This window comes from Lysinibacillus sp. FSL K6-0102, from assembly GCF_038003545.1.
GTDB lineage: Bacteria > Bacillota > Bacilli > Bacillales_A > Planococcaceae > Lysinibacillus > Lysinibacillus capsici.
Genome location: NZ_JBBOPH010000001.1, coordinates 2994880 through 3019785 on the forward strand (window position 1 = coordinate 2994880; position 24906 = coordinate 3019785).

26 protein-coding genes are annotated in these 24906 nt (G+C 38.7%); 6 read left to right on the forward strand and 20 right to left on the reverse strand.

Annotated features, from left to right (window positions below):
- Positions 1-269: 269 nt before the first annotated feature.
- Together NYE73_RS15285 and NYE73_RS15290 are read right to left on the reverse strand one after the other, a co-directional pair.
- Positions 270-1592 carry a D-arabinono-1,4-lactone oxidase gene (locus tag NYE73_RS15285; protein WP_259950799.1) on the reverse strand — a complete coding sequence of 441 codons (1323 nt, stop codon included), beginning with the start codon at positions 1590-1592 and terminating at the stop codon, positions 270-272.
- Positions 1580-2755, reverse strand: a complete 1176-nt coding sequence (locus NYE73_RS15290; protein ID WP_259950800.1) for an amino acid deaminase/aldolase — start codon at positions 2753-2755, stop codon at positions 1580-1582. Before NYE73_RS15290 ends, NYE73_RS15285 begins: the two co-directional genes overlap by 13 nt.
- A gap of 803 nt (positions 2756-3558) precedes the next feature.
- Here NYE73_RS15290 and NYE73_RS15295 point away from each other — a divergent pair.
- Complete coding sequence (locus tag NYE73_RS15295) at positions 3559-3816, forward strand: GlsB/YeaQ/YmgE family stress response membrane protein (protein WP_004231402.1); 258 nt, start codon at positions 3559-3561, stop codon at positions 3814-3816.
- A 35-nt stretch (positions 3817-3851) separates the two neighbouring features.
- On the opposite strand, the gene NYE73_RS15300 is transcribed toward NYE73_RS15295, so the two are convergent.
- Positions 3852-4550 carry a lytic transglycosylase domain-containing protein gene (locus NYE73_RS15300; protein WP_016995260.1) on the reverse strand — a complete coding sequence of 233 codons (699 nt, stop codon included), beginning with the start codon at positions 4548-4550 and terminating at the stop codon, positions 3852-3854.
- Between the two features lie 204 nt (positions 4551-4754).
- Between NYE73_RS15300 and mscL the strand changes: the two genes are divergently transcribed.
- The 3 genes from mscL (at position 4755) to NYE73_RS15315 (ending at position 8079) form a co-directional block, all read left to right on the forward strand.
- Positions 4755-5144, forward strand: a complete 390-nt coding sequence (mscL, locus tag NYE73_RS15305; RefSeq protein WP_009370295.1) for a large conductance mechanosensitive channel protein MscL — start codon at positions 4755-4757, stop codon at positions 5142-5144.
- A gap of 655 nt (positions 5145-5799) precedes the next feature.
- Complete coding sequence (locus tag NYE73_RS15310) at positions 5800-6915, forward strand: methionine biosynthesis PLP-dependent protein (protein ID WP_026023403.1); 1116 nt, start codon at positions 5800-5802, stop codon at positions 6913-6915.
- A 3-nt stretch (positions 6916-6918) separates the two neighbouring features.
- Positions 6919-8079: an aminotransferase class I/II-fold pyridoxal phosphate-dependent enzyme gene (locus NYE73_RS15315; protein WP_259950801.1), complete on the forward strand. Its 1161-nt coding sequence runs from the start codon at positions 6919-6921 to the stop codon at positions 8077-8079.
- A 51-nt stretch (positions 8080-8130) separates the two neighbouring features.
- On the opposite strand, the gene NYE73_RS15320 is transcribed toward NYE73_RS15315, so the two are convergent.
- Entirely contained in the window at positions 8131-8559 is a 429-nt protein-coding gene (locus NYE73_RS15320) for an NUDIX hydrolase (RefSeq protein WP_036077373.1), read from the reverse strand.
- A gap of 69 nt (positions 8560-8628) precedes the next feature.
- On the opposite strand from NYE73_RS15320, the gene NYE73_RS15325 reads away from it, so the two are divergent.
- Positions 8629-9120 (forward strand): GNAT family N-acetyltransferase, encoded by a 492-nt coding sequence (locus NYE73_RS15325; protein ID WP_259950802.1) that lies wholly within the window; start codon positions 8629-8631, stop codon positions 9118-9120.
- 30 nt (positions 9121-9150) lie between these two features.
- On the opposite strand, the gene NYE73_RS15330 is transcribed toward NYE73_RS15325, so the two are convergent.
- The 16 genes from NYE73_RS15330 to NYE73_RS15405 all read right to left on the reverse strand — a co-directional run bounded on the left by NYE73_RS15330 (position 9151) and on the right by NYE73_RS15405 (position 23718).
- Positions 9151-9489 (reverse strand): cupin domain-containing protein, encoded by a 339-nt coding sequence (locus NYE73_RS15330; protein ID WP_036077377.1) that lies wholly within the window; start codon positions 9487-9489, stop codon positions 9151-9153.
- Between the two features lie 20 nt (positions 9490-9509).
- Positions 9510-10046 carry a hypothetical protein gene (locus NYE73_RS15335; protein ID WP_259950803.1) on the reverse strand — a complete coding sequence of 179 codons (537 nt, stop codon included), beginning with the start codon at positions 10044-10046 and terminating at the stop codon, positions 9510-9512.
- 119 nt (positions 10047-10165) lie between these two features.
- Complete coding sequence (locus NYE73_RS15340; protein ID WP_004231380.1) at positions 10166-10318, reverse strand: YpzG family protein; 153 nt, start codon at positions 10316-10318, stop codon at positions 10166-10168.
- Positions 10319-10426: 108 nt separating this feature from the next.
- The gene (locus NYE73_RS15345; protein WP_259950804.1) at positions 10427-11599 is read right to left on the reverse strand and encodes an amidohydrolase; all 1173 of its coding nucleotides are present in this window, start codon (positions 11597-11599) and stop codon (positions 10427-10429) included.
- A gap of 17 nt (positions 11600-11616) precedes the next feature.
- Positions 11617-12804 carry a hypothetical protein gene (locus NYE73_RS15350; protein ID WP_259950805.1) on the reverse strand — a complete coding sequence of 396 codons (1188 nt, stop codon included), beginning with the start codon at positions 12802-12804 and terminating at the stop codon, positions 11617-11619.
- Positions 12805-13028: 224 nt separating this feature from the next.
- Complete coding sequence (locus NYE73_RS15355) at positions 13029-13343, reverse strand: DUF3784 domain-containing protein (protein ID WP_054549218.1); 315 nt, start codon at positions 13341-13343, stop codon at positions 13029-13031.
- 11 nt (positions 13344-13354) lie between these two features.
- Positions 13355-14638 carry an alpha/beta hydrolase gene (locus NYE73_RS15360; protein ID WP_259419657.1) on the reverse strand — a complete coding sequence of 428 codons (1284 nt, stop codon included), beginning with the start codon at positions 14636-14638 and terminating at the stop codon, positions 13355-13357.
- Positions 14639-14651: 13 nt separating this feature from the next.
- Positions 14652-15731 (reverse strand): DUF1648 domain-containing protein, encoded by a 1080-nt coding sequence (locus tag NYE73_RS15365; RefSeq protein WP_259950806.1) that lies wholly within the window; start codon positions 15729-15731, stop codon positions 14652-14654.
- Between the two features lie 7 nt (positions 15732-15738).
- Entirely contained in the window at positions 15739-16116 is a 378-nt protein-coding gene (locus NYE73_RS15370) for a GntR family transcriptional regulator (protein ID WP_009370283.1), read from the reverse strand.
- A 539-nt stretch (positions 16117-16655) separates the two neighbouring features.
- Entirely contained in the window at positions 16656-17033 is a 378-nt protein-coding gene (locus NYE73_RS15375) for a carboxymuconolactone decarboxylase family protein (protein ID WP_112118372.1), read from the reverse strand.
- A gap of 203 nt (positions 17034-17236) precedes the next feature.
- Positions 17237-18616, reverse strand: a complete 1380-nt coding sequence (argH, locus tag NYE73_RS15380) for an argininosuccinate lyase (RefSeq protein WP_259950807.1) — start codon at positions 18614-18616, stop codon at positions 17237-17239.
- A gap of 81 nt (positions 18617-18697) precedes the next feature.
- Entirely contained in the window at positions 18698-19891 is a 1194-nt protein-coding gene (locus tag NYE73_RS15385; protein WP_004231366.1) for an argininosuccinate synthase, read from the reverse strand.
- Between the two features lie 288 nt (positions 19892-20179).
- Positions 20180-20986 (reverse strand): CPBP family intramembrane glutamic endopeptidase, encoded by an 807-nt coding sequence (locus NYE73_RS15390; protein WP_259950808.1) that lies wholly within the window; start codon positions 20984-20986, stop codon positions 20180-20182.
- 74 nt (positions 20987-21060) lie between these two features.
- Positions 21061-21855, reverse strand: coding sequence for a MerR family transcriptional regulator (locus NYE73_RS15395; RefSeq protein ID WP_259950809.1), 795 nt, complete (start codon positions 21853-21855; stop codon positions 21061-21063).
- A gap of 109 nt (positions 21856-21964) precedes the next feature.
- Entirely contained in the window at positions 21965-22720 is a 756-nt protein-coding gene (locus NYE73_RS15400) for an SDR family NAD(P)-dependent oxidoreductase (protein ID WP_048392368.1), read from the reverse strand.
- A gap of 8 nt (positions 22721-22728) precedes the next feature.
- Positions 22729-23718 carry an MBL fold metallo-hydrolase gene (locus NYE73_RS15405; protein ID WP_259950811.1) on the reverse strand — a complete coding sequence of 330 codons (990 nt, stop codon included), beginning with the start codon at positions 23716-23718 and terminating at the stop codon, positions 22729-22731.
- Positions 23719-24065: 347 nt separating this feature from the next.
- Here NYE73_RS15405 and proC point away from each other — a divergent pair, with 347 nt between their 5' ends.
- Positions 24066-24869, forward strand: coding sequence for a pyrroline-5-carboxylate reductase (proC, locus tag NYE73_RS15410; RefSeq protein WP_066036249.1), 804 nt, complete (start codon positions 24066-24068; stop codon positions 24867-24869).
- Positions 24870-24906: the final 37 nt, after the last annotated feature.

Genomic DNA, 24906 nt, shown 5'->3' on the forward strand with positions numbered 1-24906 from the left:
TACTGCTGTAACGAACGTGTTAAATTGTTGTTATCATAGTACGAAAAAAAGGTCTCGTCAACACTATTTTTTGAATTGTTTAAACAATTCAAAAAATCTGTCAAAATTGAAATCGTTTACATGCTGATTAAGCATCAGTTTTATCTCGCTTTGATAAAAATTTTGACATTTCGTTCAAATTTTAATTTTTTAATAATAAACAAAAATGGATAAATAAAAAATTTCCATATATTTGAATAAGTTAAGTTATCCAATCCTAGAGATAACGCTTACAATAGAAACAACTTTTTTAAGTATCCTGTAAAAAATATTTGTTCAGGATCATATTGGTGTCGAATGCTTAAAAACTTTTCAATCTCTGGATACAACGCATAGACCGTTTGCGCTGTTAAATGATGTTGTTTTCCCCAGTGAGGACGACCTTCATATTTTTGCATCAATGTATGCACCCATTTAAAATAAGGCTCTTCTGCCATTCCCTTATACATATGAAAGGCTATAAAAGCCGACTCACGCCCTTGTGTTGGACTTAAAAAACCTGCTTCGCCTGCAGTTGTTCGACACTCTAAAGGAAAATGAACATTAAAAGTCCCTTTTTTAAAGGTTGCATGGATTTCCTCCAAACAAGCTTCAAACTGTGATAAAGGGATGGCATATTCACTCTCTTGAAACTTCACGCTACGAGGTGAGGGATAAATTTCATAGCTTATCCCTACTTTTTCACTTTCTACCACATTGGCAGCCGCTATCTTGCTCATGGCACCACTTAAACCTGGTTTCCACTTACAAAGCTCTGACATCGCAAAGAAAGCCCCGTTTTCTACTATTTGTAGCTTTAACGTTTCTATTTTTTTATTCCATTCACTTTGAAAAACAGGCGCGACCGCATTCATCCGTTTTACTTGAATTGTTTCACTACCAGGGAAATAAAACCACTCCACATGACGATGTTGACGAATATCCTCCGCAAATAACGAGAGACCATTTGTCAATGTTTCTCTTGCCCCCACATAATGCAAACCATATAGTGGTATGACCTTAATCGTTACTTTGACCAGAACACCTAGCATCCCAAGAGATACATGCAGCGCTTCAGATAAAACATCCATACCTCTCCTATGTTCCTGATAAGTACCAGTACCGTCTACAAATCCCCATGCCTGGACAGCTGACGATAGTGAACCAAGTGTAACCCCTGTGCCATGTGTGCCAGTTGACACTGCCCCTGCAATGGTTTGCTCCTGGATATCGCCCATATTGATTAACGCAAAACCGTGTTTCGCTAGCATTGGTCCAATTTCATATAGGTAGGTCCCCGCCCATAATGTTGCCTCCTGCCTTTCCTCATTCACAGCGATTAATCCACGCAGATTATGTAAGGAAATTGCTATATGCTCAGGCATAGCCACAGCACTAAAAGAATGAGCAGCACCTGTGACACGGATTGTCTTTCCTGATTGACACGCATGCTTCACAATTGCTGAAACTTCATCAATAGAGTGTGGTAAATACATTTCACTCGGATAGGAAATAACATTCCCAGCCCAGTTTGTCCACTTTTCACCATTTCGCCATTTTTCTATAGAAAACATTGTCCATCCCCCCTATATGTTGTGTAATGTCCTGCATACTTGTCCCCGCGAATAGCATGCAGGACCTGAAAACGCTCACAAAGCTCTCCAGCCTTCGCATGTCGAAAATAAATGGTATCGCCAATATGGATACTCTTCCCTTTGACCTTAATAGGGGTTTGCACTTCCCCTGCGCCTTCTAGGCTAAGATATGCAAAAGTGGTAGGGTCATAGAATACAGGCAAACGATCCATCCCAATGGCTCCAGAAGCCGTATAGCCTCCCCCATGACAAACAACGATATTTTTTTCAGGCATTCTTGTTACACGTAAGGCAAATCCAGCAGCCTTTTCTAGCTGTAAATGTGTAAATTGATCGAACAATGCTGGTGCATAAAAAGCCGAGCCAACTGTAATTTCCGTTACTTCCTTCTGTTGATTGGTGTACGTCATACTTCCTGATCCTCCACCATTAACAAAGCGTAGATTTGGAAAATAAGCCTTGATATGGGCGATCGCTAATCGACGAAACTGCGTTACTTGCTTTTTGGCTTGTACTTGCATGGCTTCTATGACTCTACCTTTTAAAGCATTTGCAGGACGATTGCCAACCCCTGCTATTTGAGCCTCATAGCCCATCGCTCCTACCACTTCAATTACAGGGGTGTTTTGAATGGTTTGTAAAAAAGGTGTCAACGTTTCAAGAGAAGACAATGACGAACGTTTTGTTCCAAAATACAATACTTTAAAATCATTAGAAACATTAAGATCAATACAAACCTGTACACGTACGCCAATCTCTTGTCCTAATTTCGCCAATAGTTGGATATGTTCTTGTCTGTCTACCATAAAGGTGACGATTTTTCCTTCCTTTACAAAATGCAACAATCGACGAATCGTTGCTTCCTCCATTACTGGATAGCCAAGCAATAAGTCATCAAACTGCTGCTCTAATAAAAAAAGGGTCTCTGCTGCAGTAAATGTCATAAACCCCACAACATTCACAAGTTTTTTCTGTATATAACGAAGGACCTCAATAGAACGAATCGATTTTGTTGCAATACGAATTTGTTTTCCCCCACAAGCATCTTGAACCATTTGTATATTTTTATCTAGTGCATCTAAATCTAACCATGCAAATGGTCTTTCCAAATCACAAAATGCTTGATCCAATCTTGACGTCATTTCATCACTCCCTTGTATAAACTATGTATTTGACATTTAACAGAATAATTCCTTTTTTCAGTTAATTAAGCAAAATAAAACAACCGTGAGCCTGTTTTACAATAAGACTACACGGTTGTTTTAATATGAGATAAACATTTCATTCACCTTTCTATTAAATTGGTTACGATGCGTATAAGAAATCAGCTGCAAGATTTAGCATTACTAATAAATGCAAACCAGCAATTAAAAAGCCTTGACGATTTAAACGTTTCATAACAGCCATATTCATATGACCACACTCCTTTTCTACATTATAATCCCTTTATACAGAATTTTCAAACTATTAAAAAGTGGAAATTTACCCATTTTTCTTTTTCTACACAAAAAATTCTCCCAAAGAAATAAGGAATTGCACATAGAATTGACATTCTGTTTCAATAAAAAATAATGTATTTTTTCACGAATGAAAAGGTTATTGTAGTAAATAATTTAGTTAAATGGCTGTTTTTTATTGTTACTGGCGATTGGGCGTTGCATGCATTTCTGGTACGAATTGAATACATGAACATACTATAGAAGGAAGCGATAATCGGTGTATGTACAATATAGAAGTAATTGTAGTTAATGTGGACATTTTCACGGTAGTTTATGCAGGTGGATTAGCTATAAAGTGAGCACAGCAAAGGAGCTGCATTCACTTGTCTACAGCCTTATTTACAACATGTAATAATTACTAAACAAAATCACAGTGTTTAATCTACTCCATTCAGGGTATAACTAAGTAATCGCCATTATATCTTAAATTTAAGGAGATGAAAGTAATGATTAGTTTCATTTGGTATTTAATTATTGGAGGAATTCTTGGATGGCTAGCTGGCGTCATTTTAGGTAAAGATGTACCAGGCGGCATCATCGGGAATATTATTGCAGGGATTGTCGGTTCTTGGATTGGTAGTATGGTTTTAGGGAACTGGGGCTGGAGAGTAAGTGATTTCTACGTGTTCCCAGCACTAATCGGTGCCATCGTGTTGATCTTTATCGTCAGCCTTATTTTAAAAGGTATGCGTAAAGCAACTTAAATATGTAATGAAGAGCCATCACATTGGATGGCTCTTTATTTTTTTTCATGTAAGAGAACAGCTGCTTGGAGTTCATCGTGAAAATCATCATACAACTGGTAGTAATATAACACATCCTCAACATATTTCTCGCTATGGTTGTATTGGTAAACAGCTTTCTTAATATTCCCTGTCGCAGCACCGTATTTGGATAAGTAATTCGCAGCACTAAATACTGCATCCTCAATATCATAGGGATCAGCTATTCCATCCCCATTTGCGTCAACGCCATATCCTCCATATTTAGCAATCGTCTCAGGACTCATCAATTCAGTTTTTGTGATGCTTCCTTTTCCCAAACCTGAGCATGTGGGATGCTGCCAGCCAACGAATGTACAGGGCATGAATTGCATATGCCCCTCTGCCCCAGCAGATGATACCATTGATTTTACCGTAGAAAACCGTGTTTCAATACGATGATGCGCAGCAAGTAATGTCCAGGGTACACCATATTTTTCTTCTGCAGCTACATAAACGGGAATGTATTGCTCAGGAATTTTCATATCGAAATGCTGTTGAATCTCCTCAATTGCCTTTTGCTGGACAAGCTTTTCGAATATCGGTAATGTTTGAAGCTCCTTCCAAGCAAAAAAAGTGAGAACATACACGGTAATTGCAATTGGAATCAATAATGCTATCATACCCAATTTTGTCGCGGGTGATAACAGAGGTTTGTTATTCTTTTTCTTTGCCATACGTCACACCTAATCTAGTATTCTTTTTCTATATTACCAAATTTTTCGTAATGTGCAGTATATCTTTTCATTTTGAAAGAATGAAGTCTTCCACATCTATGAAAGTACATCATTTCCACCATGAAAGCAGTTGAAAGGTTTGCTAAAAATATAGTAAAATACAGATTGATTCGTTTATTGGATAATAATAGGGAGGAATTTATTTTGTGGAAAGACTTTAAAGAATTTGCGATGAAAGGCAATATTGTCGATCTAGCAGTAGCAGTAGTCATTGGTGGTGCTTTCGGTAAAATTGTTACCTCCTTAGTTGAAAATATCATCATGCCATTAGTCGGTGTTTTAACAGGTGGTATTGATTTAACAAAGAGTTTTGTTTTTGGCTCAGGTGAAGCCCAAATCAATTTTGGTGTATTTCTACAATCCATCATTGATTTTTTAATCATAGCATTTGCCATTTTTATGGCCTTACGAATTATGACAAAGCTCACACGTAAAAAAGAAGAAGCAGTCGTGGAAGAACCAGCACCTGAACTCGATGCCAAAGAAGAGCTTCTCAAAGAAATTCGCGACTTGCTAAAAAAAGAACAAGCCTAACATGTTGTTAAAGCATCTGTCTCTCAAAGGAGGCAGATGTTTTTATTTTGTCTCCTTTACTTGTATTCTAACCGCTACTTCAAACCTATCCCCCACTTTGTCTGCTCTATCCACCATTTTTCACGTTGTATCCGCTACTTTTTACGTTCTATCCGCTACTTTTTACGTTCTATCCGCTACTTTTTACGTTCTATCCGCTACTTCAGAACCTATCCCCCACTTTGTCCGCTCTATCCCTCATTTTTTACGTTGTATCCGCTACTTTTTACGTTCTATCCGCTACTTCAAAACCTATCCCTCACTTTGTCCACTCTATCCCTCATTTTTTACGTTTTATCCGCTACTTTTCACGTTCTAACCGCTACTTCAGAACCTATCCCCCACTTTGTCTGCTCTATTCGCCACTTTTCACGTTCTATCCGCTACTTTCTATCTTGTATCCGCTAACTTGAAACTATCCTCTCTTTAGCTCTATCTTTATTCTGGAATCTCCTACTATTCCTAGGTGATTAACTATAAATAATCTAGCTAATTTTCAGAAATCACCTTGTTCTTCTTTAGTATCCATGTTAAATTGGTAACAATTATTGAGAATACTATTAAATTGAAAGCAAAAGTTGTTGCTTTTAATAATATTGAAGAAAAGAGTGACGTCATGACATTAAACAGAAGTATTGAAACAAAGCTTGTACAACTTGGTAATTTAAGTGACCCAGCAACAGGAGCTGTAAGCCCACCCATTCATTTATCGACTGCTTATAAACATACTGGGATTGGTGAATCTACTGGTTTTGACTATACACGTACAAAAAATCCAACACGTGCTCTTTTAGAAGCAGGAATTGCTGATTTAGAGGGTGGCGATATGGGCTTTGCCTGTAGCTCCGGGATGGCTGCCATACAATTGGTGTTATCCCTATTTAAACCAGGCGATGAATTAGTCGTGCCAGATGATTTATATGGTGGTACATATAGACTTTTTAATTTCTTCCAAGATACTTATAATATTAAGCCTGTTTATTCAAAATTTGAATCGGTTGAACAGGTGGAAGCATTAATGAATGAAAATACACGTGCAATATTTATTGAAACACCAACAAATCCACTTATGCAGGAGTTTGATTTACAAGTGTATGCGGAGTTAGCACATAAGCATGGGGCATGGCTAATTGTGGATAATACATTTTATACGCCATACTTCCAACGCCCTATTGAATTAGGCGCAGATATTGTGCTTCATTCTGCAACGAAGTATATTGGTGGTCATAATGATGTTTTAGCTGGGCTAGTGGTTGCTAAAGGCACTGAATTAGCCGAACGCATTGGCTTTATTCATAATGGTAGTGGCATGGTGCTAGGAGCTATGGATTCATGGTTACTTATTCGTGGTCTAAAAACAATGCATCTACGCTTAAAGCAACATGATGCCAATGCGAAGGCGATTGCTGCTTACTTAGAGGAAGAAGAGTTAGTGACCGATGTCCTTTACACTGGAAAAGGTGGCATGCTGTCATTCCGCTTGCAAAAGCCTGAGTGGATTGACCCATTCCTTCGTAACTTAAAGTTAATTACTTTTGCTGAAAGTCTTGGCGGTGTCGAAAGCTTTATCACGTATCCTGCTACACAAACACATGCAGATATGCCTTATGAAGAGCGTGTGGAGCGTGGCGTTTGTGATCGTTTATTACGCTTCTCTGTTGGCATTGAGGAAGCAGAAGATTTAATTGCAGACTTACGACAAGTGTTTGATATCCTTAGAAAAGAGGCGTAATTGATGAAGCAACGTATTGAAACAAGCCTCATTCACGCAGGTGTTCGTGATGGCTATAGTAATAAAAAAGGGGCTGTTAACGTCCCGATGTATCTGTCGTCTACTTTCCATCAAGAAAGTATAGATGAATTTGGAGAATATGATTATGCTCGTTCAGGCAACCCTACAAGAGATGCGTTAGAAAAAGCTGTAGCAGAGCTTGAGGGTGGCGTTCGTGCCCATGCATTTTCATCTGGTATCGCTGCCGTGTCAGCAGCGTTAATGCTGTTATCGCAGGGAGATCATATCGTCATGACTGAGGATGTTTATGGTGGAACCTATCGTTTTGTCACAAAGGTGTTGCCGCGCTTTGGGATTTCCCATACATTTGTAGATTTTACGGATCTACAAGCTGTAGAAGCGGCAATTACGCCTGCTACAAAACTACTTTATATGGAAACACCATCAAATCCAACGTTAGGTATTACAGATATTCGTGGTGTAGTGGCGCTTGCCAAGCAACACCACTGCCTTACATTCTTGGATAATACCTTTATGACACCGTTACATCAACGCCCACTAGAACTTGGTGTGGATGTCGTTATTCATAGTGCAACGAAATTTTTATCTGGACATTCTGATATTATTGCTGGCTTAACGGTTACTGCAGATGAGAAGCTTGGACAGGATCTCTACTTTATCCAAAATTCATTCGGTAATATTTTAGGTGTGCAGGATTCATTTACACTTCTACAAAACATTAAAACAACAGATGTACGTTTTAGTCGTTCTGCTGAATCTGCACAAAAAATTGCTGCCTATTTGGCTAGTAATCCACTAGTTGAGCAGGTCTACTATCCAGGACTTGCTTCACACCCTGGCTACGCTATTCATCAGCGTCAAAGCACGAGTCCTGGGGCTGTTTTATCCTTCCGACTACCAAGCTATGCTGCTGCAAAAGCATTGGTTGAGGCGATGACAATCCCAGTATTTGCGGTCTCTCTTGGAGGAGTAGAATCTATTCTGTCTTACCCTGCAAAAATGAGTCACGCTGCTATGGAGCCTGAGGAGCGTGCTAAACGTGGCATCACTGATGGCCTTCTACGTTTTTCTGTAGGACTTGAACATGTGGATGATTTAATTGCTGATTTTGCACAAGCCCTAGAGATTGCTGCCAAGGCTTAGTTGAATCAACATAAAAACCGCGTCAACTAGACGCGGTTTAATTAGATAGGTTCAATTTTTCACCTTTGCTAACAATCGGTATAAATAATCCCCATGCCCCTTTGCTAGCAAGGCATCTTGCTCAGCTGAAATCCAATAGAACGAAAAGAGTAAATCCCCTTCGTTTAAGCCAGTTGGATGATGCTGCCATGTATTTCGTGTTTCATCGGATGTTAAATGATAAAAATACCGTTTCTGTAAAACACCTGATGGATGATTAAAATAGTCCTGTGCTATTAACGCTTGAACGACAAGTGTGGTTAGACCTGTTTCTTCTAGCATTTCACGTTTCACAGCATCTAAAGGTGTTTCCCCTTCCTCTACCGTACCTTTGGGCACCTGGATACCTGCCCCAACTGAATTCTGTTCAAATACGAGTACCTGTAATTGATCCTCATGCGTTCTCGTGATATAGCCAAATGCTTTTTCAACTACTTGCATGAAAGTGACCCCCTTTGAATGATTAAATGTTACAATAAAGAAAAAAATTGGAATAGCAGGTGAAAAGTGTTGACACTTATTATACGACAGATGCAAGAAAATGACATTACTTTTGTACAAGAAATTACTAGAATAAGCTGGCACTATACATATGAGGGAATCATTCCTCATGACATTCAAGATCGTTTTATACAACAAGCCTATAGTCGAGAACGTTTAATCGAACGTCTTATCAATAGTCCGTTTCTTGTTGCAATTTTTGATGAAAGGCTAGTAGGCTTTGCTAATTTTTCAAATGTAACACAAGGTGAGGCGGAGCTATATGCGATTTATTTACATCCTGATATGCATGGTAAGGGCATTGGCACTGCACTCTTACAGGAAGGCTTACGTATGCTCCCAAATCTATCGTCTTTATTTGTTTGTGTAGAGAAAGAAAATAAACTTGGTATGCATTTTTATCAAGCAAAGGGATTTGTATCGATAGAAGAATTTGATGAACAATTTGATGGTCATCTACTTAAAACTGTTAAATTGGTGAAACAATACGAAAAAGTGTAACGGTTCTTGCAACTACCGTTACACTTTTATTTATGTAAGATTTATCTGCTCCGCTTGGATAACAAGTGCTGTTAAGCCAGTTATACTACCAGATTCATGTGCCTGTCCTTGTTGCCATAGCACGCCTTGCCCTGTTTTTAGCGTGATTTTTTCAGCATCTACACCACTAATCCATCCTTCTCCATTAATAACGATAAAGAGCTGTGGAACGGGTGCTTCATGCATACCAACCACTCCACCTGGCTCAATATAGATGAAACCGATCGTCGTAGGCATTTCCGTTTTCGTGATTTTTCTATAAAATGTATCGACGGATTTGTATTGATGTATTGGATTTGCTAAATCTTGTGTAAATTGTATGATTTGCATTTCGCGAAAATCCTTTCCTATTAGGCTAGCTCTTCTTCAGCAAATGCTAAAAGTGTTCCATCTTCTTTTTTGAAATAAAAAGCAAATGCATCATAGCCATTTCTTTTAATCGTTTCCCAGTTAGCGGTTTCTCCATTTATGAGCCGTACATTTTCTTGTTCATCTACCTCATAGTGGTCTATTTCTTCGTCATAGTCGATGTTATAGAAAAATGATAATACGACTTCTGTTTCGGGTAAATTATATTTTTCTAGAGGACGGTTGTCACGGTGATTCTCTGTATACGCCTCACAAAATAGCGCATTATAACCATGTAGAGTCGCATCAAAGAGCAAAATTTCCTCGGCGGATAAAGGATCTTTAGCAACGATTCTAGCGGTTGAGCCTGTAATATAAGGCATTTCCTCCCCTTCAATCATTAGCAAATCACCGTAATACCAAATTTCAAATTGTTCATTGCCTGCACTAGAATGAAGCTGAAACTGGGATTCAACGTCATCTATAATTTGGACGTTTCCTGCAAATTGCTGTAGATAAATGGGAATAGGATTAATCATAGCTTTCCTCTCCTTTTCTGTTAGAAATTACTTCCTTACAATATAATACATCTTTCTTAGTCATAAAGAAAAACCCAGAATTTTTTCTGGGCTTGATGACACTTACTTTTCTAGCATGATTAAAACTGACGGGCCTTTGCTTCACTTCGCAAGAGACGGTTATGGAGAGTAATCTCCGTTTCACCATTTACTTGCGATTTTGATCGCTTAATCCTTGACCAGTTGCGGTGGATTTTTTGAGATTTGGGGTCTAGTTGTTCGAACCTACTCATTTTTCATCCTCCTCATCATTATAGATTTCATAAGTGAAATCTTCTTTATTATGACCCGCTAAGGTGAATTTATACTAATTTCATAAGAAGCTTAGTTACTTCACTTTATTAGTTTTCGCTTAACCAAGTTAATGCATATTGTACATATAATTCGGCTCCAACGCGCAAACCATCTTCATCGATATTAAAATGACCGTTATGATGTGCCCAGCGTGTATCCTTTTCTGTATTGCCTGAGCCTACTAGAGCAAAACAGCCAGGCACTTCATCTAAGTAAAAGCTAAAGTCTTCTCCACCCATTGTCGGATCATCAATATGATAAGCATCCGCGCCAAAATGTTCAGCTGCAAGGCGCTCGACTAAGCTGGCACTCGCCACATCATTGTTGACGGCTTGTGTACCATATTCATAAACGACCTCTGCTGTGCCACCATAAAGTGAGGCAATCTGGTCAGCATAATGACGAATTTGCGTTTCGATATGTGAACGAACCTCTTTATCAAAACAACGCACAGTCCCTTCTAAAATGGCATCTTCTGCAATTACATTAAAGCGTGTGCCAACCTCCATTTTTCCAATTGTAAGAACGGCAGGTTGAAGTGGATTGACTGTACGTGCCACAACTGTTTGGACATTCAAAGCAAACGTTGAAGCAATCATCACGGCATCAATGGCATCATGTGGGACTGCGGCATGACCGCCCTGCCCTTTAAAGCGCACTTTGAAAATATCAGCAGAGGCAAAGGCAGGACCTTTATTACACTGAATTTTCCCTGTGTCAATTTGTGACCAAATATGAATACCAAAGACGTTATCTACACCTTTCATTGCTCCTTGCTCTACCATCGCTTTTGCGCCTGTAGCTACTTCTTCCGCTGGCTGGAAAATAAAACGAACTGTTCCCTCAATTTCTTCTTGTACCGTATGTAATGTCTTAGCTGCAATCAGCAACATGGCTGTATGCGCATCATGACCACAGGCATGCATCTTACCATCCGTTTTAGAGCGACACGGAATATCTTCACGTATTTCATAAACTGACAATGCATCCATATCTGCACGTAAGGCAACGGTTTTTCCTTCCTTGCCCCCTTTTAACTCCGCAATAATGCCTGTTGGCTCTGTTCGTCTATACGGAATACCAAGGTTCTCTAAATATGCTGCTACATAATTCGTTGTTTCATATTCTTCCCAAGAAAGCTCTGGCTCACTGTGCAATTTTTGACGAATTGCCACAAGCTCACTATTTAATTCCGCAATAATTTCTTTCATTTTATTCATGCTGACTCTCTCCTTCTTTATAGCCAATTGACAAAAATACCCGCTAAAATCACAGATGTTATCGTTACACTAATGAAACCTCCCACAAGCATCGGTGGTAACATATGACTTAACAGCATTTCTCGTTCTTTTTGATCGGCTGTGGACGATTTCACTACTTCATTCGTTAAAATATAATCTGCGGGGAACCCATAGAGCGCTGTTAAGGATACAGCAAACGCTAAATTCGGGCTGACCTTTAAAACTTTCCCTGCGATGAAAGAGAAAATATACATACCAATAACTGCTAAGACAATAGACACTACTAATGGCACAATAATACGCATCAGCATTTCAGGGGAAGCCTGTTTTAAGCCATCAAATATAAAGAGCATTAACCCCATAATGGCAAAACCGAAGCCATTTGCTTTTTGCAATGGTTGTCTTTCTAAAAAACCAAATGTCGATGCAAGGACACCAAACACTAGGCATAGCACTAATGCATTGACTGTCACAACAGGTGCTAATGCTGTAGATGTACCATACGCTAATAATCCAACAAGCGCTAAACGGAAAAATTTAAAGTATTCTGTATTGTACTTGGTAGGAATTTTCCTAAATAATTTTGGTTGCTCAGATGACTGTTCAACATCTTCCTCTACCTGTGTTACCGATTGTATATTCCCTTGCTGGTGTTCTTTTAATAAACGTTTTGCTTCACGCTTCAATACAATGGACGTGATGGGATATCCTGCAAAACCTTGAATAACATAAATTACAATGGCAAAGACGGCTAAATCCTCTAAGCCAGCTGCAGAAGCGCCTTCTGACATCACTAGCGCTGCCACAACACCACCGACTAATGGTGGAACTGCAACAATCATCGTTTTTAAATCAAATAGCAAGGCACCAATTGTAAATAATATGGCGATGATGCCTACAATACCAGCTAAAGAAATAACGATGGCTTTCCACTGGTTTTTCAATTCCTTAAGGGACAGAAGTGTACCCATATTCGTAATTAATAAATACATTAACATCGTGGCAACGACTGGACCAATCCCGGCAATACTAACAATATCTTTCGGGAAGAATGTCCAATAGCCAATTAAAAATAATACCGCACAGACGAACACAGATGGAATCCACGCCTTCGTTCTTGTTGCTACGATATCTCCGATGTAAAGAATAGCAAGTACTATCGTCAGTGCTAACATTTGCGACATATCAAAGAATTCTCCTAACTTAGTAATTTTTTAATGTCATCTATAATAATACTAATTATTCTTAAAATTCTATTTTTACAGAAAAGAAGAAAAACAGCGCATGAACGAGCATATTCGTGACACTAAAATTACGGTTTTCCAAATATTTAGATTTTAAAGAATTTTCATAAAGCGCTTACAAAAAAATAGAACCATTATAAAATGGTTCTACTTTGTCTTACATGCTATTTTTTGAAACGATTACCTGTGTTCGCATAGATCAATAAAAATATCGTAAGGGCGACAAAAAGTACAAGACCTACATGAAATAACCATTGTGTATGGAAAAATTCGTTTAGTATCCATAAAAGGACACAAAAACAGTAGCCATACATCATTTTTCCCATAAATCTTGCCAGTGCCTTTTCATCATATTGTTCTTTATCTTCCTGTGCCATCGTATGAAAGCCTTCAAGTAGAAAAGCTCCTTTACCTTGCGATAGAACAATGGCGAAGATGAGAAACGGCAGCATGATTATTAAATAGACAAGTACTCCCAAGGTTAATCATCCTACTTTTCATTTTTAATAAATTGCTCAATTGCTGGTAGTAATTCTTCATGCAGTGGCAGCGAAGGGTCTGCATAGGTTGCTAAGTTTTTGGCGCGATCTGCCGGTGCCTTTTTCAATACGTGATTCATACCCGCTAGATAAAGTAATTTTGAGTCTTGTTTGCCTTTCTTCAATGCCTCAGCATCGGCTTCCTTCACTTGTAAATCCGTTGTTCCTTGTACTAGCAATACACGGCTTTTTACTTTTGCAAGCTCATTAGCAGGTTGATATTTTAGCAAGGAAATCAGGAAAGGCTGTACAGATGGACGGAAAAGGGCCTGTAGCTCTGGCGAAATATTTTTCACTTGCTCCCCTTGCTTTAAAGCTGTCAAAATATTCGTGGATTCATTAAAAAGCTTTGGTGCTAATTGACCTTTTAATTGCTCTAAAAGCACTTCATCTAACGATCTACCTGCACCGGCAATGGAGACAAAGGATGCTACGCCTGTCTTTTGAGCCGCGAGCAAACCAATGAGTGAGCCTTCGCTATGACCAATCACATGGACACTTGTGTAGGCTTTATCAGCCATCAATGTTTGGATAATTTGTACAGCATCATCAACGTATTGGTCAAACGTTCCATCCTCTTCCTTTGTTAAGAGCGCTTGATTGTCACCAAGTCCTCGCTTATCATAACGCACCGTCGCAATGCCCTGTTGTGCTAAACCTTCGGCCAACATTTTCAAGCTATTATTTTTTCCAGCCAAAGCGGAATTACCATCTTTATCAGTTGGCCCCGATCCTGCTATTATCAGTGCCACTGGTGATGGAGATGGAGAAGCCTTTTGTACAGCTACCGTTAAGTTACCGTTTTGAACGGGAATTTTTAATGTGTCATAGGTAACAGGTTGCTCTTTATAAGCCTTTAGTATTAAAGGAAATTTCCCACCATTTTGTTGAAATGTAGCCTCTATTTGTTCATTTTTGATTGTGCCATTAATGGCAATAGCAGAGCCGTTTAAATTTATGGACACTTTTACTTTATCACCTGTATACGTCACACTTTGAAATGGAAAATTAGATAAGCCCTGTGCTGGCACGGATAATGTACCACTTTCCTTCTTTAAATCGATAATAATCGGTAATGGTCCATTTGGCGTTTCAATAGTTCCTTCCCATTTTCCAATAAACTGTTCATTCATTGCATTTGTCCCCTTTGATCCTTGATGTTGTGCAGTGACCTCTTTTTGCCCACAGGCAGCTAAAAGTAAAATTGTACAGCAAATCAATAACCATTTTTTCATCTAATCTTCCTTTCTATATGAAAATCACCAATAAAATTGGCAGTAACGTAATCGCTATTAAGATGTAACACCATTTGTTCGCGAAATTTACAGTCCAACCAATCCCGAACTTTTTAGGCACTAATAAGGATGGATCATTTTTATTGCAATAAAAAATACCCCATTTCCAGTATTGATCATCTGTGGCAGCTGTTTCATTTGTATGTACCACATCAAAACGTTCATTACTTTTACTGAGCTTCCAAATGAACACTAGTAAACCACCCAACGTAACGACATTAAAGACAAGAAAAAGTGGGAAGAAGTAGGGAGCCGTTTGGTCTTGTAAAATAACAGTTGTATAGTGTAAAACAACAAATAGAATTGTCATACTAAAATTAATGGCTGCCAGGTACCAGCTTCCGTATTTACGCTGAGTTAACTCCCGATGAATGGATGCTTCTTTGGCCTGTGCACTTAATTGAATTTTGGCACTTTTCATGCCTTGACTCATCATGAAAAAACTAATTTGTATTGCCAATAATATAAGTGGCATACTGTTGACTGAGAGCCGCGATTTTTGAGTCCAACCATCGACCTCTCCTGCCCCATTCCAATGTGTTGCGAAAACCTCAGGGATTGACTCATAGTTCATGTACGTAAAAGCGATTAATGCAAGTGTGATGATAATGGGTACACTAAAAAATATAGGTGATAATGTTTCCTCTTTCTGACGGATAGACAAATCTGTCACATATACTGTTTTTATTTGTGCCTCCCACTGCTCCTGCACCTTTAATTTTTTCGTTTTAGCATAATATCTCATGTAAAGACCTGATGATAAAAGTAGCATGACATACAAAAGGATAAAGGAAATTAAAGATACCTTCTCCTCTTGTATAGGTGAAAGATAGAGAGCGATTTGACCTACTAAGAATAAGCCAGCAATCCCTGCGATGATTTGGCTATAATGCTTCTTCCACAGCTTTAATTGTGGATGTTTGACATAAGGTTCGGGTATGGAAACACCAAAAACAAGTGTTTTTCTTGTTAAATGTGGTGTCATCATTTCCATAATTCCGACAATGATAAAGATGCCTACAATTATAAGCATACTACCCCTACTTCCATTGTTTTAAAATTCGCTGGAACAAACTTGTCATTTGCTCTTTCTCGAGGCCACGCGCAAAAGCCTCCGCCATGATAGGCTTCAAGGCATTTTCGACTTTTTCAACCTCCGTTTCTTCCAGCTCTCTCTTTTGACCACCAATAATGACCGCTTTTGCTTTCGGCTTCAATTCAATTAAGCCCTTCTCTTCAAGCTCATGATAACTTTTACTGACCGTGCTAACATTGATGCCTAGATCTGTAGCCATCGAACGTACAGACGGTAAAGTATCACCATTTTTCAGCTCACCTTGCGCAATGCATTCTATTATTTGATTGGCCAATTGTTTATATAGCTGCAATTCACTGTTTGGATCTAATTGTATTTGCATAATAACCCTCCAATCTGTATTGCTTGTAACCAAACAGAAATCTGTTATGTATAGAGTAATACAGATTTTCTTTAATGTCAAATGAAGGAATTTTTTATGGTGTTGAGTAGAGGTTTTTTCACAATAAGAGCGGGAGCCTTCCCTTAGTAGTGCTTTGAACTTCATTTAGAGCGGGTTCTCCTTCCTTAGGAGCGCTTTAAATTTCATTTAGAGCGGATCTTGAGTACTTTAGACCCCAAATAAGAAACAAAAAGGACCCAGAATAATTCTGGATCCATGGACACTTATTGCTTCTATTTGATTTTTAACTGATATGGTTTACACTTCTTCTTAATCTATAGCAAAACAGAATGTTCTGTTTCACCTTTAGGCTTAAGATTTATGAAGCTTCAACCTTCAACAGTTGTGGCGGACTTTCCTGAGATTCTTGGTCTTTGGGTGTTTGACTATTACTACTCATTCTGCATCCTCCCCATCAGATTAGATTAATAAGTGGTTCCTCTCTTATTATGAGCCTTCTTCTATTTTTTATACATGCTTTAGCTTTTCTCTGCAAAGACTTGTTGGGCTATCGTTAAAGCATTTTGCACTCTTGGAAAACCGATGTAGGGTGCTAATTGTAAAAGTGCCTCGACCACTTCTGTCTGTGTCAAGCCTGCATGTAATCCACGCTGAATATGCGTTTTGGTTTGTGGTGCAGCACCTTGTGTAACTACCGCTGTTATCACGACGAGTGCTCGACTCTTTGCATCCAGCCCAGGCCGTGCATAGACATCACCGTAAGCAAATTCAATAATCATTTTGCGTAAATCGGGTGCTATATCGGCTAATGCATCGGATTCAATCATCCGTGCTGCTTCTTCTTCTGTCACATATTGTTTAATTGTTTCGAGCCCCTTTGTAAAACGTTCATTCATTTCTTCATCCCTCCTACATTTACTTATACAAAAACCCCAATTCCGCGTCTCCAGAATTGGGGATTGTCCTTCACATATGTAAGGTTCTCTTCTTCACGTCACCCTCTGGCTCAGTTGAAAAAGGATAAAGGTTTTCATAGTGCCTCACAGGACAGCTTTAATGAATATCTATGCAAAAAGTCACAAGGACATGCACGCAAAAATTAAATGGCTACAAGACAGGCTTTCGCTTTTTCAATTTGGATTTTTACTTGTTCAAAGCCAGTACCACCTAAGGAATGGCGGCGGCGAACAGCAGCTTCTGGCGCTAGTACATCATAAATATCCGCTTCAATTAACGTACTTTCTTGCTTCATTTCTTCCAATGGCAAGTCTAATAAATAAATGCCCTTTTGAATACATGTAAAGACAAGCTTACCAGTCACCTCATGTGCCTCACGGAATGGCATCCCCTTTGTAGCAAGGTAATCTGCTAGCTCCGTTGCATTTGAAAAATCAGCGTGAACAGCCTGATGTAAGCGTTCCGTGTTGACAGTCATTGTACGAACCATACCTTCAAAGATTTTAAGTGAACCAAGAATCGTATGAACAGTGTCAAACATCCCCTCTTTGTCCTCCTGCATATCTTTGTTATATGTTAATGGTGTGCCTTTTAACACCGTTAATAAGCCCATTAGATTCCCATAAACACGCCCTGTTTTACCACGAATAAGCTCTGCCATATCTGGGTTTTTCTTTTGTGGCATAATCGAAGAACCTGTTGAGAAGGCATCATCCAGTTCGATAAATTTAAATTCATCTGTAGACCAGATAATAATTTCCTCAGCAAAGCGTGATAAATGCGCCATAAGTAAGGAGGAATGACTTAAAAATTCCACGATAAAATCACGATCACTTACAGCATCCATGGAGTTTGCGTAAACCTCGCTAAACCCTAATAGCTCTGCTGATTTTAAACGGTCAATCGGGAAAGTTGTCCCTGCCATTGCCCCAGCACCTAAAGGTAAAATATCAATACGTTTTATGGATTCTGTAAAACGTTGTTTATCACGCTCTAGCATCCAAAAATAAGCCATTAAATGGTGTGCAAAGGAGATTGGCTGTGCACGTTGTAGATGCGTATAACCTGGTGCAATCGTTTCAATATGCTCTTGTGCTTTGTCTAATAGTGTTTGTTGGAACGTCACAATTAAATCAATTGCTTCCTGCACACGCTTTTTCAAGAAAAGATGCATATCCGTTGCTACTTGGTCATTTCGGCTACGTCCTGTATGTAGTTTGCCACCGACAGGACCTATTAAATCAATTAACATTTTTTCTAAATTTAAGTGTATATCTTCATTGGCAACGCTAAATTCAAGCTCACCTGCGATTGCCTTATCTTTTAATTGGGCAAGACCACCTAGTATGGCCTCTACATCAGCTGCTGGTAAAATTCCTGTGGCACCAAGCATTGTGACATGTGCAACACTACCTTCAAGGTCCTCTAGCACAAGTTGCTGGTCAAAGCCAATGGATGCACCAAATTCGTCTACCCATGCTTCTGCTGATTTTTGGAAACGTCCACCCCAAAGTTTTGTCATGTCAGCTCACCTTTTCCTCGATTACTTATCAAAAGGTGTAGTATAAGCACAAATGCCTCACCACACCTTGCTTGTTCAACATTACTTTTTATTCACAGATGAGTTCACTACAGTTGGTAGACCCCATAACTCGATAAAGCCTACAGCGGAAGCATGATTGAATTGATCTTCCTTCGAGTATGTTGCTAGCTTTTCACTGTATAATGAATTTGGTGATTTACGTCCTTCTACAATCGCATGTCCTTTAAATAGTTTCACACGTACTGTACCATTCACATATTGTTGTGTTTGCGCAAGGAATGCTTCAAGAGCATCACGTAATGGTGAGAACCATAGACCGTCGTAAATTAATTCGGATAGTTTTTTCTCGATTACTGGCTTGAAGTGTGCTAATTCTTTTACAAGCGTTAAGTCCTCAAGCTCTTTATGCGCTGTTAACAGCACTTTTGCACCTGGAATTTCATAAACCTCACGAGATTTAATACCAACTAAACGATTTTCAACGTGATCGATACGTCCTACACCATGAGCACCTGCTACTGCATTTAATTCTTGAATTAAATCAGCAAGCTTCATTTCTTTTCCGTTTAATGCTACTGGTTTACCAGCTACAAACTCGATTTCCACATACTCTGCTTCATTCGGTGCATTTTCAACAGAAACAGTTAAGCCATAAGCTTCTTCTGGTGGCGACACCCATGGGTCTTCCATAATGCCAGCTTCATTCGCACGGCCCCATAGGTTTTGGTCGATTGAGAATGGTGAATCCAATGTTGCAGGAATCGGTACATTATGCTTCATTGCATATTCGATTTCCTCATCACGGCTCCAGCCCCACTCACGTACTGGTGCTAATACCTCTAAATCTGGATTTAATGCTTTAATCGATACTTCAAAACGAACTTGGTCATTCCCTTTACCTGTGCAACCATGCGCAACAGCATCTGCGCCTACTTGATTAGCAATCTCTACTAGTTTTTTCGAGATAAGTGGACGGGAAAGTGCTGATACTAATGGATACTTTTGCTCATACCAAGTATGTGCTTGTAAAGAAATTAATGCATACCCTTCAGCAAATTCGTCTTTCGCATCTACCATATAAGATTCAATCGCTCCTACTTGAAGAGCTTTATTTTTTACGAATTCAAGATCTTTCCCTTCGCCAACGTCAAGACATACTGCAATTACGTCCCAACCTTGTTCTTTTAACCATGGAATTGCTACCGAAGTATCAAGTCCACCTGAATAAGCTAATACCACTTTTTTATTTGCCATTAAAAATGCGCCTCCATTGCTCTATCGATATGTATGTTTATACATTCATTTAAAAGTTTATACACGAATAGTATCATGTTATAAAAATAAATACAAGTGTATTTTTATAAATTCATAGACTTTTATTTTTATTGTCAAAAGTAAGTCGTTCCTTGTATAAGGTTGACAAGAAATCCATGGCAATTCACTCGAAAAAACGTTTTTTTACTATATATATAAATGTATACTATATAAATTTAGCAACGGACGAAAAAAAAGAATCCATGATACAAACTGGATTCTTTCTAGTTACTTAGCTGATTGTATCTTATACAATACTTTTTTAGGATTAATCAAAATAAGTAGAACGGCCACCGCCGAATATAAAATGGCATTATACATAATTAAATCAATTAGGTTTCCATTAATGGAGCCGATAAAAAAATTAAAGAGCTGATGAATAATAATAGGAATGATTAAATTCTGATTGATCGTATAAAATACTGTCATGATGATGGTCGTAGCTATAATCGTTAACATAAAGAAGAAGCTATATTTGATCAAATCCATTCCCATAAACCCTGTTGTAAGCCATATCGGTAAATGCCACATTCCCCACCAAAAGCCTATGATAATTGAAGCTATTAATGGCGAATACTTCTTTTGCAGCTCCAGCAGTGCAAAGCCCCTCCATCCTAACTCCTCACCCAGTGGTCCTGACAAAAGCGTTTTAACAAAATAAAAACTGAGCATGCCCCATGAAGACAGCGTAAAAATAGAGGTTTCTTCATAATTATTCATGATATGAAACAAAATCATGATAAAGATAGCTGTTTGTATCATCACGATTAAAACAATTACTGAAAGTGACAATTTGTTTTTGAATTTTTGTTTGACAAAGTGTATAAAACGTTGCCCAGGATAGATTCTTGGAAATAGTATCGCAAAGGCAAAGGTGGATGACCAAGCCGATAGACAGCGTACGGTATCAAATAGCCAAGTAGGATAGCCTAATAGCTTGACGGCTCCTACAACACAGAAAAGTGGCCAAAAAATAATATTGGTTAAAATAATAAAGCTTGCTACTGGTTTTTTTAATTTCTTTTTTCTACGCAAGTAGATCCCCCATTTCATCTGAATATCTTCAGCATAAACCTAGGGGTTGCTCACAGGTCAAATCCATTTTGCCATTATTTTATCGGTACATACATTTCTAAAAAAATACGTTCAAGCCCTTCTTCATAAGTGGTAAGCAATAAGTTGATATAAACAAGCCCTAAAAGCTCATAGCCATTTTCCTTAGCTACTTTTCTTATACTAGCCTCTACTTTATTGTCTGTATTTTTGCCACCTGTTGACCAGCGCCCATCTTCAATAACTGTATAAAGACATTTGGGATGCGCTAAAACTTCACCTTTAATTGGAGGATCGCTATTTTCTACTTTCCTGACAACCATAAATTTATTTTCGAGCATTCCGCTATCATCGAATCTAATAACTCTTCTTAAAGAAGTAAGAATTACCGCTTTCTTTATACTGTCTGCATTTTCTTTTAACGAATCATATTCATCATAGGCTGTATAATGATCTATTACGCCCATTATTTCTAATGGTTTCATTTCCTTTATAGTATACGTGCCTAGATATTGGCTAATTTTTTGACAATCCTCTTTTACAAGCTGGAGCTTTTTTAATTGTAGCTTTTTATAAGCTATTTCCTCTAACATTACTTGTTCTTTTTCTACTAACAATGATTGGATGCCCTCTATACTCTTGCCTTTTCTCAATTCCTGAATCTTTTTGATTTCAAAATCAATTTCTCTATAAAAATTGATTGTTGTGATATCGTATATATCAAAATGATTGTATGTTCTATACCCATTTTCACTATTTTGCTGGGGCTTTACTAATCCCTTTTCTTCATAAAATTTTAAGGTATCTCTAGAAACTCCTAAAAATTTTGCAACTTGACCAATTGTATACATCTATGTCTCCTTTTCAACTCTTCCTTTTTACTACTATAGCTATAATTATATGTAAATATGAAAAAACCGTAGACATGCACGTGAAGCATGTTTACAGTTTCAAATGTTGTTATTTCTTATGGAAAAATGATTTGCCTAGCCATTCAATGGTTGCAGGGGCTAATGCATACAATTTACTCGACAATCCCATAATTCTAGGTAGATTAATCTCACGAACAGGACGATCAATCGTTTTCACTGTCTCTTGAGCTACTTCCTCCGCTGACAATAAAAAGCGCCCTAAGGATTCTCGGTAGCCACTTGTATCATTGGCTTTATCTAAAAATGGTGTATCAATGGGACCAGGATGGATGGCTGTCACTTTTACATTGTACGGAGCTAATTCCATACGCAATCCATTGGTAAAACCGACAATAGCATGTTTCGTCGCAGCATAGACACTCGCTTTTGGTGTGGCCACCTTCCCAGCCTGAGAACCAATGAATATTAAATGGCCCTGTTTGCGCTCTATCATCTTAGAGGCTAATCGTTTGGCAAGATAAATGGGTACGCTAACATTTAATTCGATCATTTGCGCAATATCCTCATCCTGTAAAGCAGGGGCTACAGCAAACTTCCCTACACCTGCTGAAAGAATCGCTACATCAATCGGTGGTAGCTGCGCACAAACATCATCAAGTGTATGTAGATTGGTTAAATCCGCTTGGATCACTTGAGCACCTAAACGCTCTAGCACCTTTAGTGCAACGGCATTGCGACCTGTGGCATAAACAATATGCCCTTGAGCTACTAGTAATTCAGTGATTTTTAAGCCAACCCCACTTGTAGCTCCTGTCACAAAGATTGTTTTGTTAGGATGTTTCATGTATAAACCTACTTCCTTTGAAATAAATAGATACCTGCTTCTGTCTTTGTTGACGTAATATACTCATTGGCCTCTAGGTAATCTAAATGACCAAGTGTTTTAGATAAAGTTAAACCAAGCTGATGCTGGAAGATAGCCGGATACAAGCGTTTTGTTACTTGGACAACTGTTAATTGATCATCGCCTAATAATTCAAAAACTTTCATTGATTGTTGGTGCTGTCGCTCTAATCGTTTATCAATTAACAACGAAATATCCTCTAGCTCTGCTCCATGCCCAGTATGCATCATTTTGACAGGTAATTGACGTAGAATTTCAAGGGATGCATTATATTGTAGTAAAGATTTTGTACGTCCTACAGTACGATCCAATGGTGGCTCTATTAATGGATTGGGCGTTATTTTTTCAAGCAATAAATCTCCACCAATCACATGATGAGTTTTTTCATCCCAAAAAATGAAGTGACTTTGTGCGTGACCTAATGTTTCGATTGCCTTTAATCCTGGATGCCCAGGAACTTCATCTCCATCTTCCAAAATTTGCGTTAATGGTCGTTCCCCTACAAGCTCCAATTCACGACGAACATGGACACTTTTTGCAATATATTCTTGTGGTACCCCATGCTCCAATAAACGTTCACTGTAAAATTGTTCATGATAGCGTAAAAAGTCTTCATCATGACGAAGCCATTTGTCATTATAGGCATGCCCTAAAATTTCTGCATATGGAAAAGCATCGACCCATCCCGCATGATCTGGATGATGATGGGTTAACACAACCTGTTCAATATCTTGCATGTCAAAGCCTGCTGCTCGAATCCCCCATTTTAAAGCATCATAGGCTTCCATTGTTTTTGGGCCAACATCAAAAATGCTAAGTGCATCGCCTTTTACAATAAATGCATTGACATCTCCTACTGCATAGGGTGTTGGTATTTCTATTTTGTATATAGACAAAGTTGTCTCCCCCTTTTCACGCACTTGTGAATACTGATTCATTCTATTTTACAAGTTTTTTCTGTTTTCGTCATCCTCCTGTTGACAGGTTGCCTATTCCTCACTATAATTTTGAATAATCTAATTATTTATGTGCGTTGAAGAAGACGAGTACGTATCTGGTGAAGGTGTTAGAGAGTGTTACATTTGCTGAGAGTAACATCACCCGCTCCCATTACCGAACCTACTTCTGAGCAGTTATGCAAACATAACCGTTTCCCTTGCGATAAGAGGGCTAAGAGTTGTGCCAACAATTGGCAAACAAAGGTGGTACCGCGGAAACGAGAGCGTTTTCGTCCTTCTAGATAAGGACGAGAGCGCTTTTTTATTTTGAACTGGAGGTTTTGTTCATGAAAAAAATTTTATTTATCGGTGCAGGCTCAATGGCGGAAGCATTGATGCAAGGCTGGATTAAACAAAAGGTGTTCACACCACAGGAAATTTACGTCACCAATCGCTCAGACAAGGAACGCTTACATTTCCTACATGAAACATATGGTGTCCATTGTGTGTTTGATCCTACGATTTTTCAACAGGCAGATCTGATTATCTTAGCGATGAAACCGAAAGATGCTATTGCTGCTATGTGTGATTTAAAGCCTAAACTTACGGCACACACTGCTGTACTATCTATTTTAGCAGGCATTGCGATTGATACAATTACAGAATTTTTAGGGAGTCGCCCAGTAGCAAGGGTGATGCCGAATACTTCCGCTACAATCGGCATGTCAGCAAGTGGCATTGCATTCAATAACGAGGTATCTGCAGACCAGCGTATCCTATTCCTCCAGTTATTAGAGGCTGTTGGCTCCGTTATTGAAGTCGATGAAGATCAGTTACATGCAGTCACAGCCCTTTCAGGTAGCGGCCCTGCCTATATCTATTATTTAATGGAAGCTTTTGAACGAGTAGGGACGAAGGTAGGCTTATCGAAAGATACGGTGCGCTTGCTAATGACTCAAACACTTGCGGGGACAGCTGAGATGCTCAAGCAGTCATTAGATGAACCAGATGTCTTACGCAAAAAGGTGACGAGTCCTGGTGGCACGACGGAGGCAGGGATACAGGCATTAGAACAATATCAATTTAATGAAGCCATCGAAGCTTGCATTAAAGAAGCGGAGGCACGATCTCGTTCACTTGCAAATGGGTAGCATTATGTGCAAAATAGAGTGTATCACTAGGAATTAG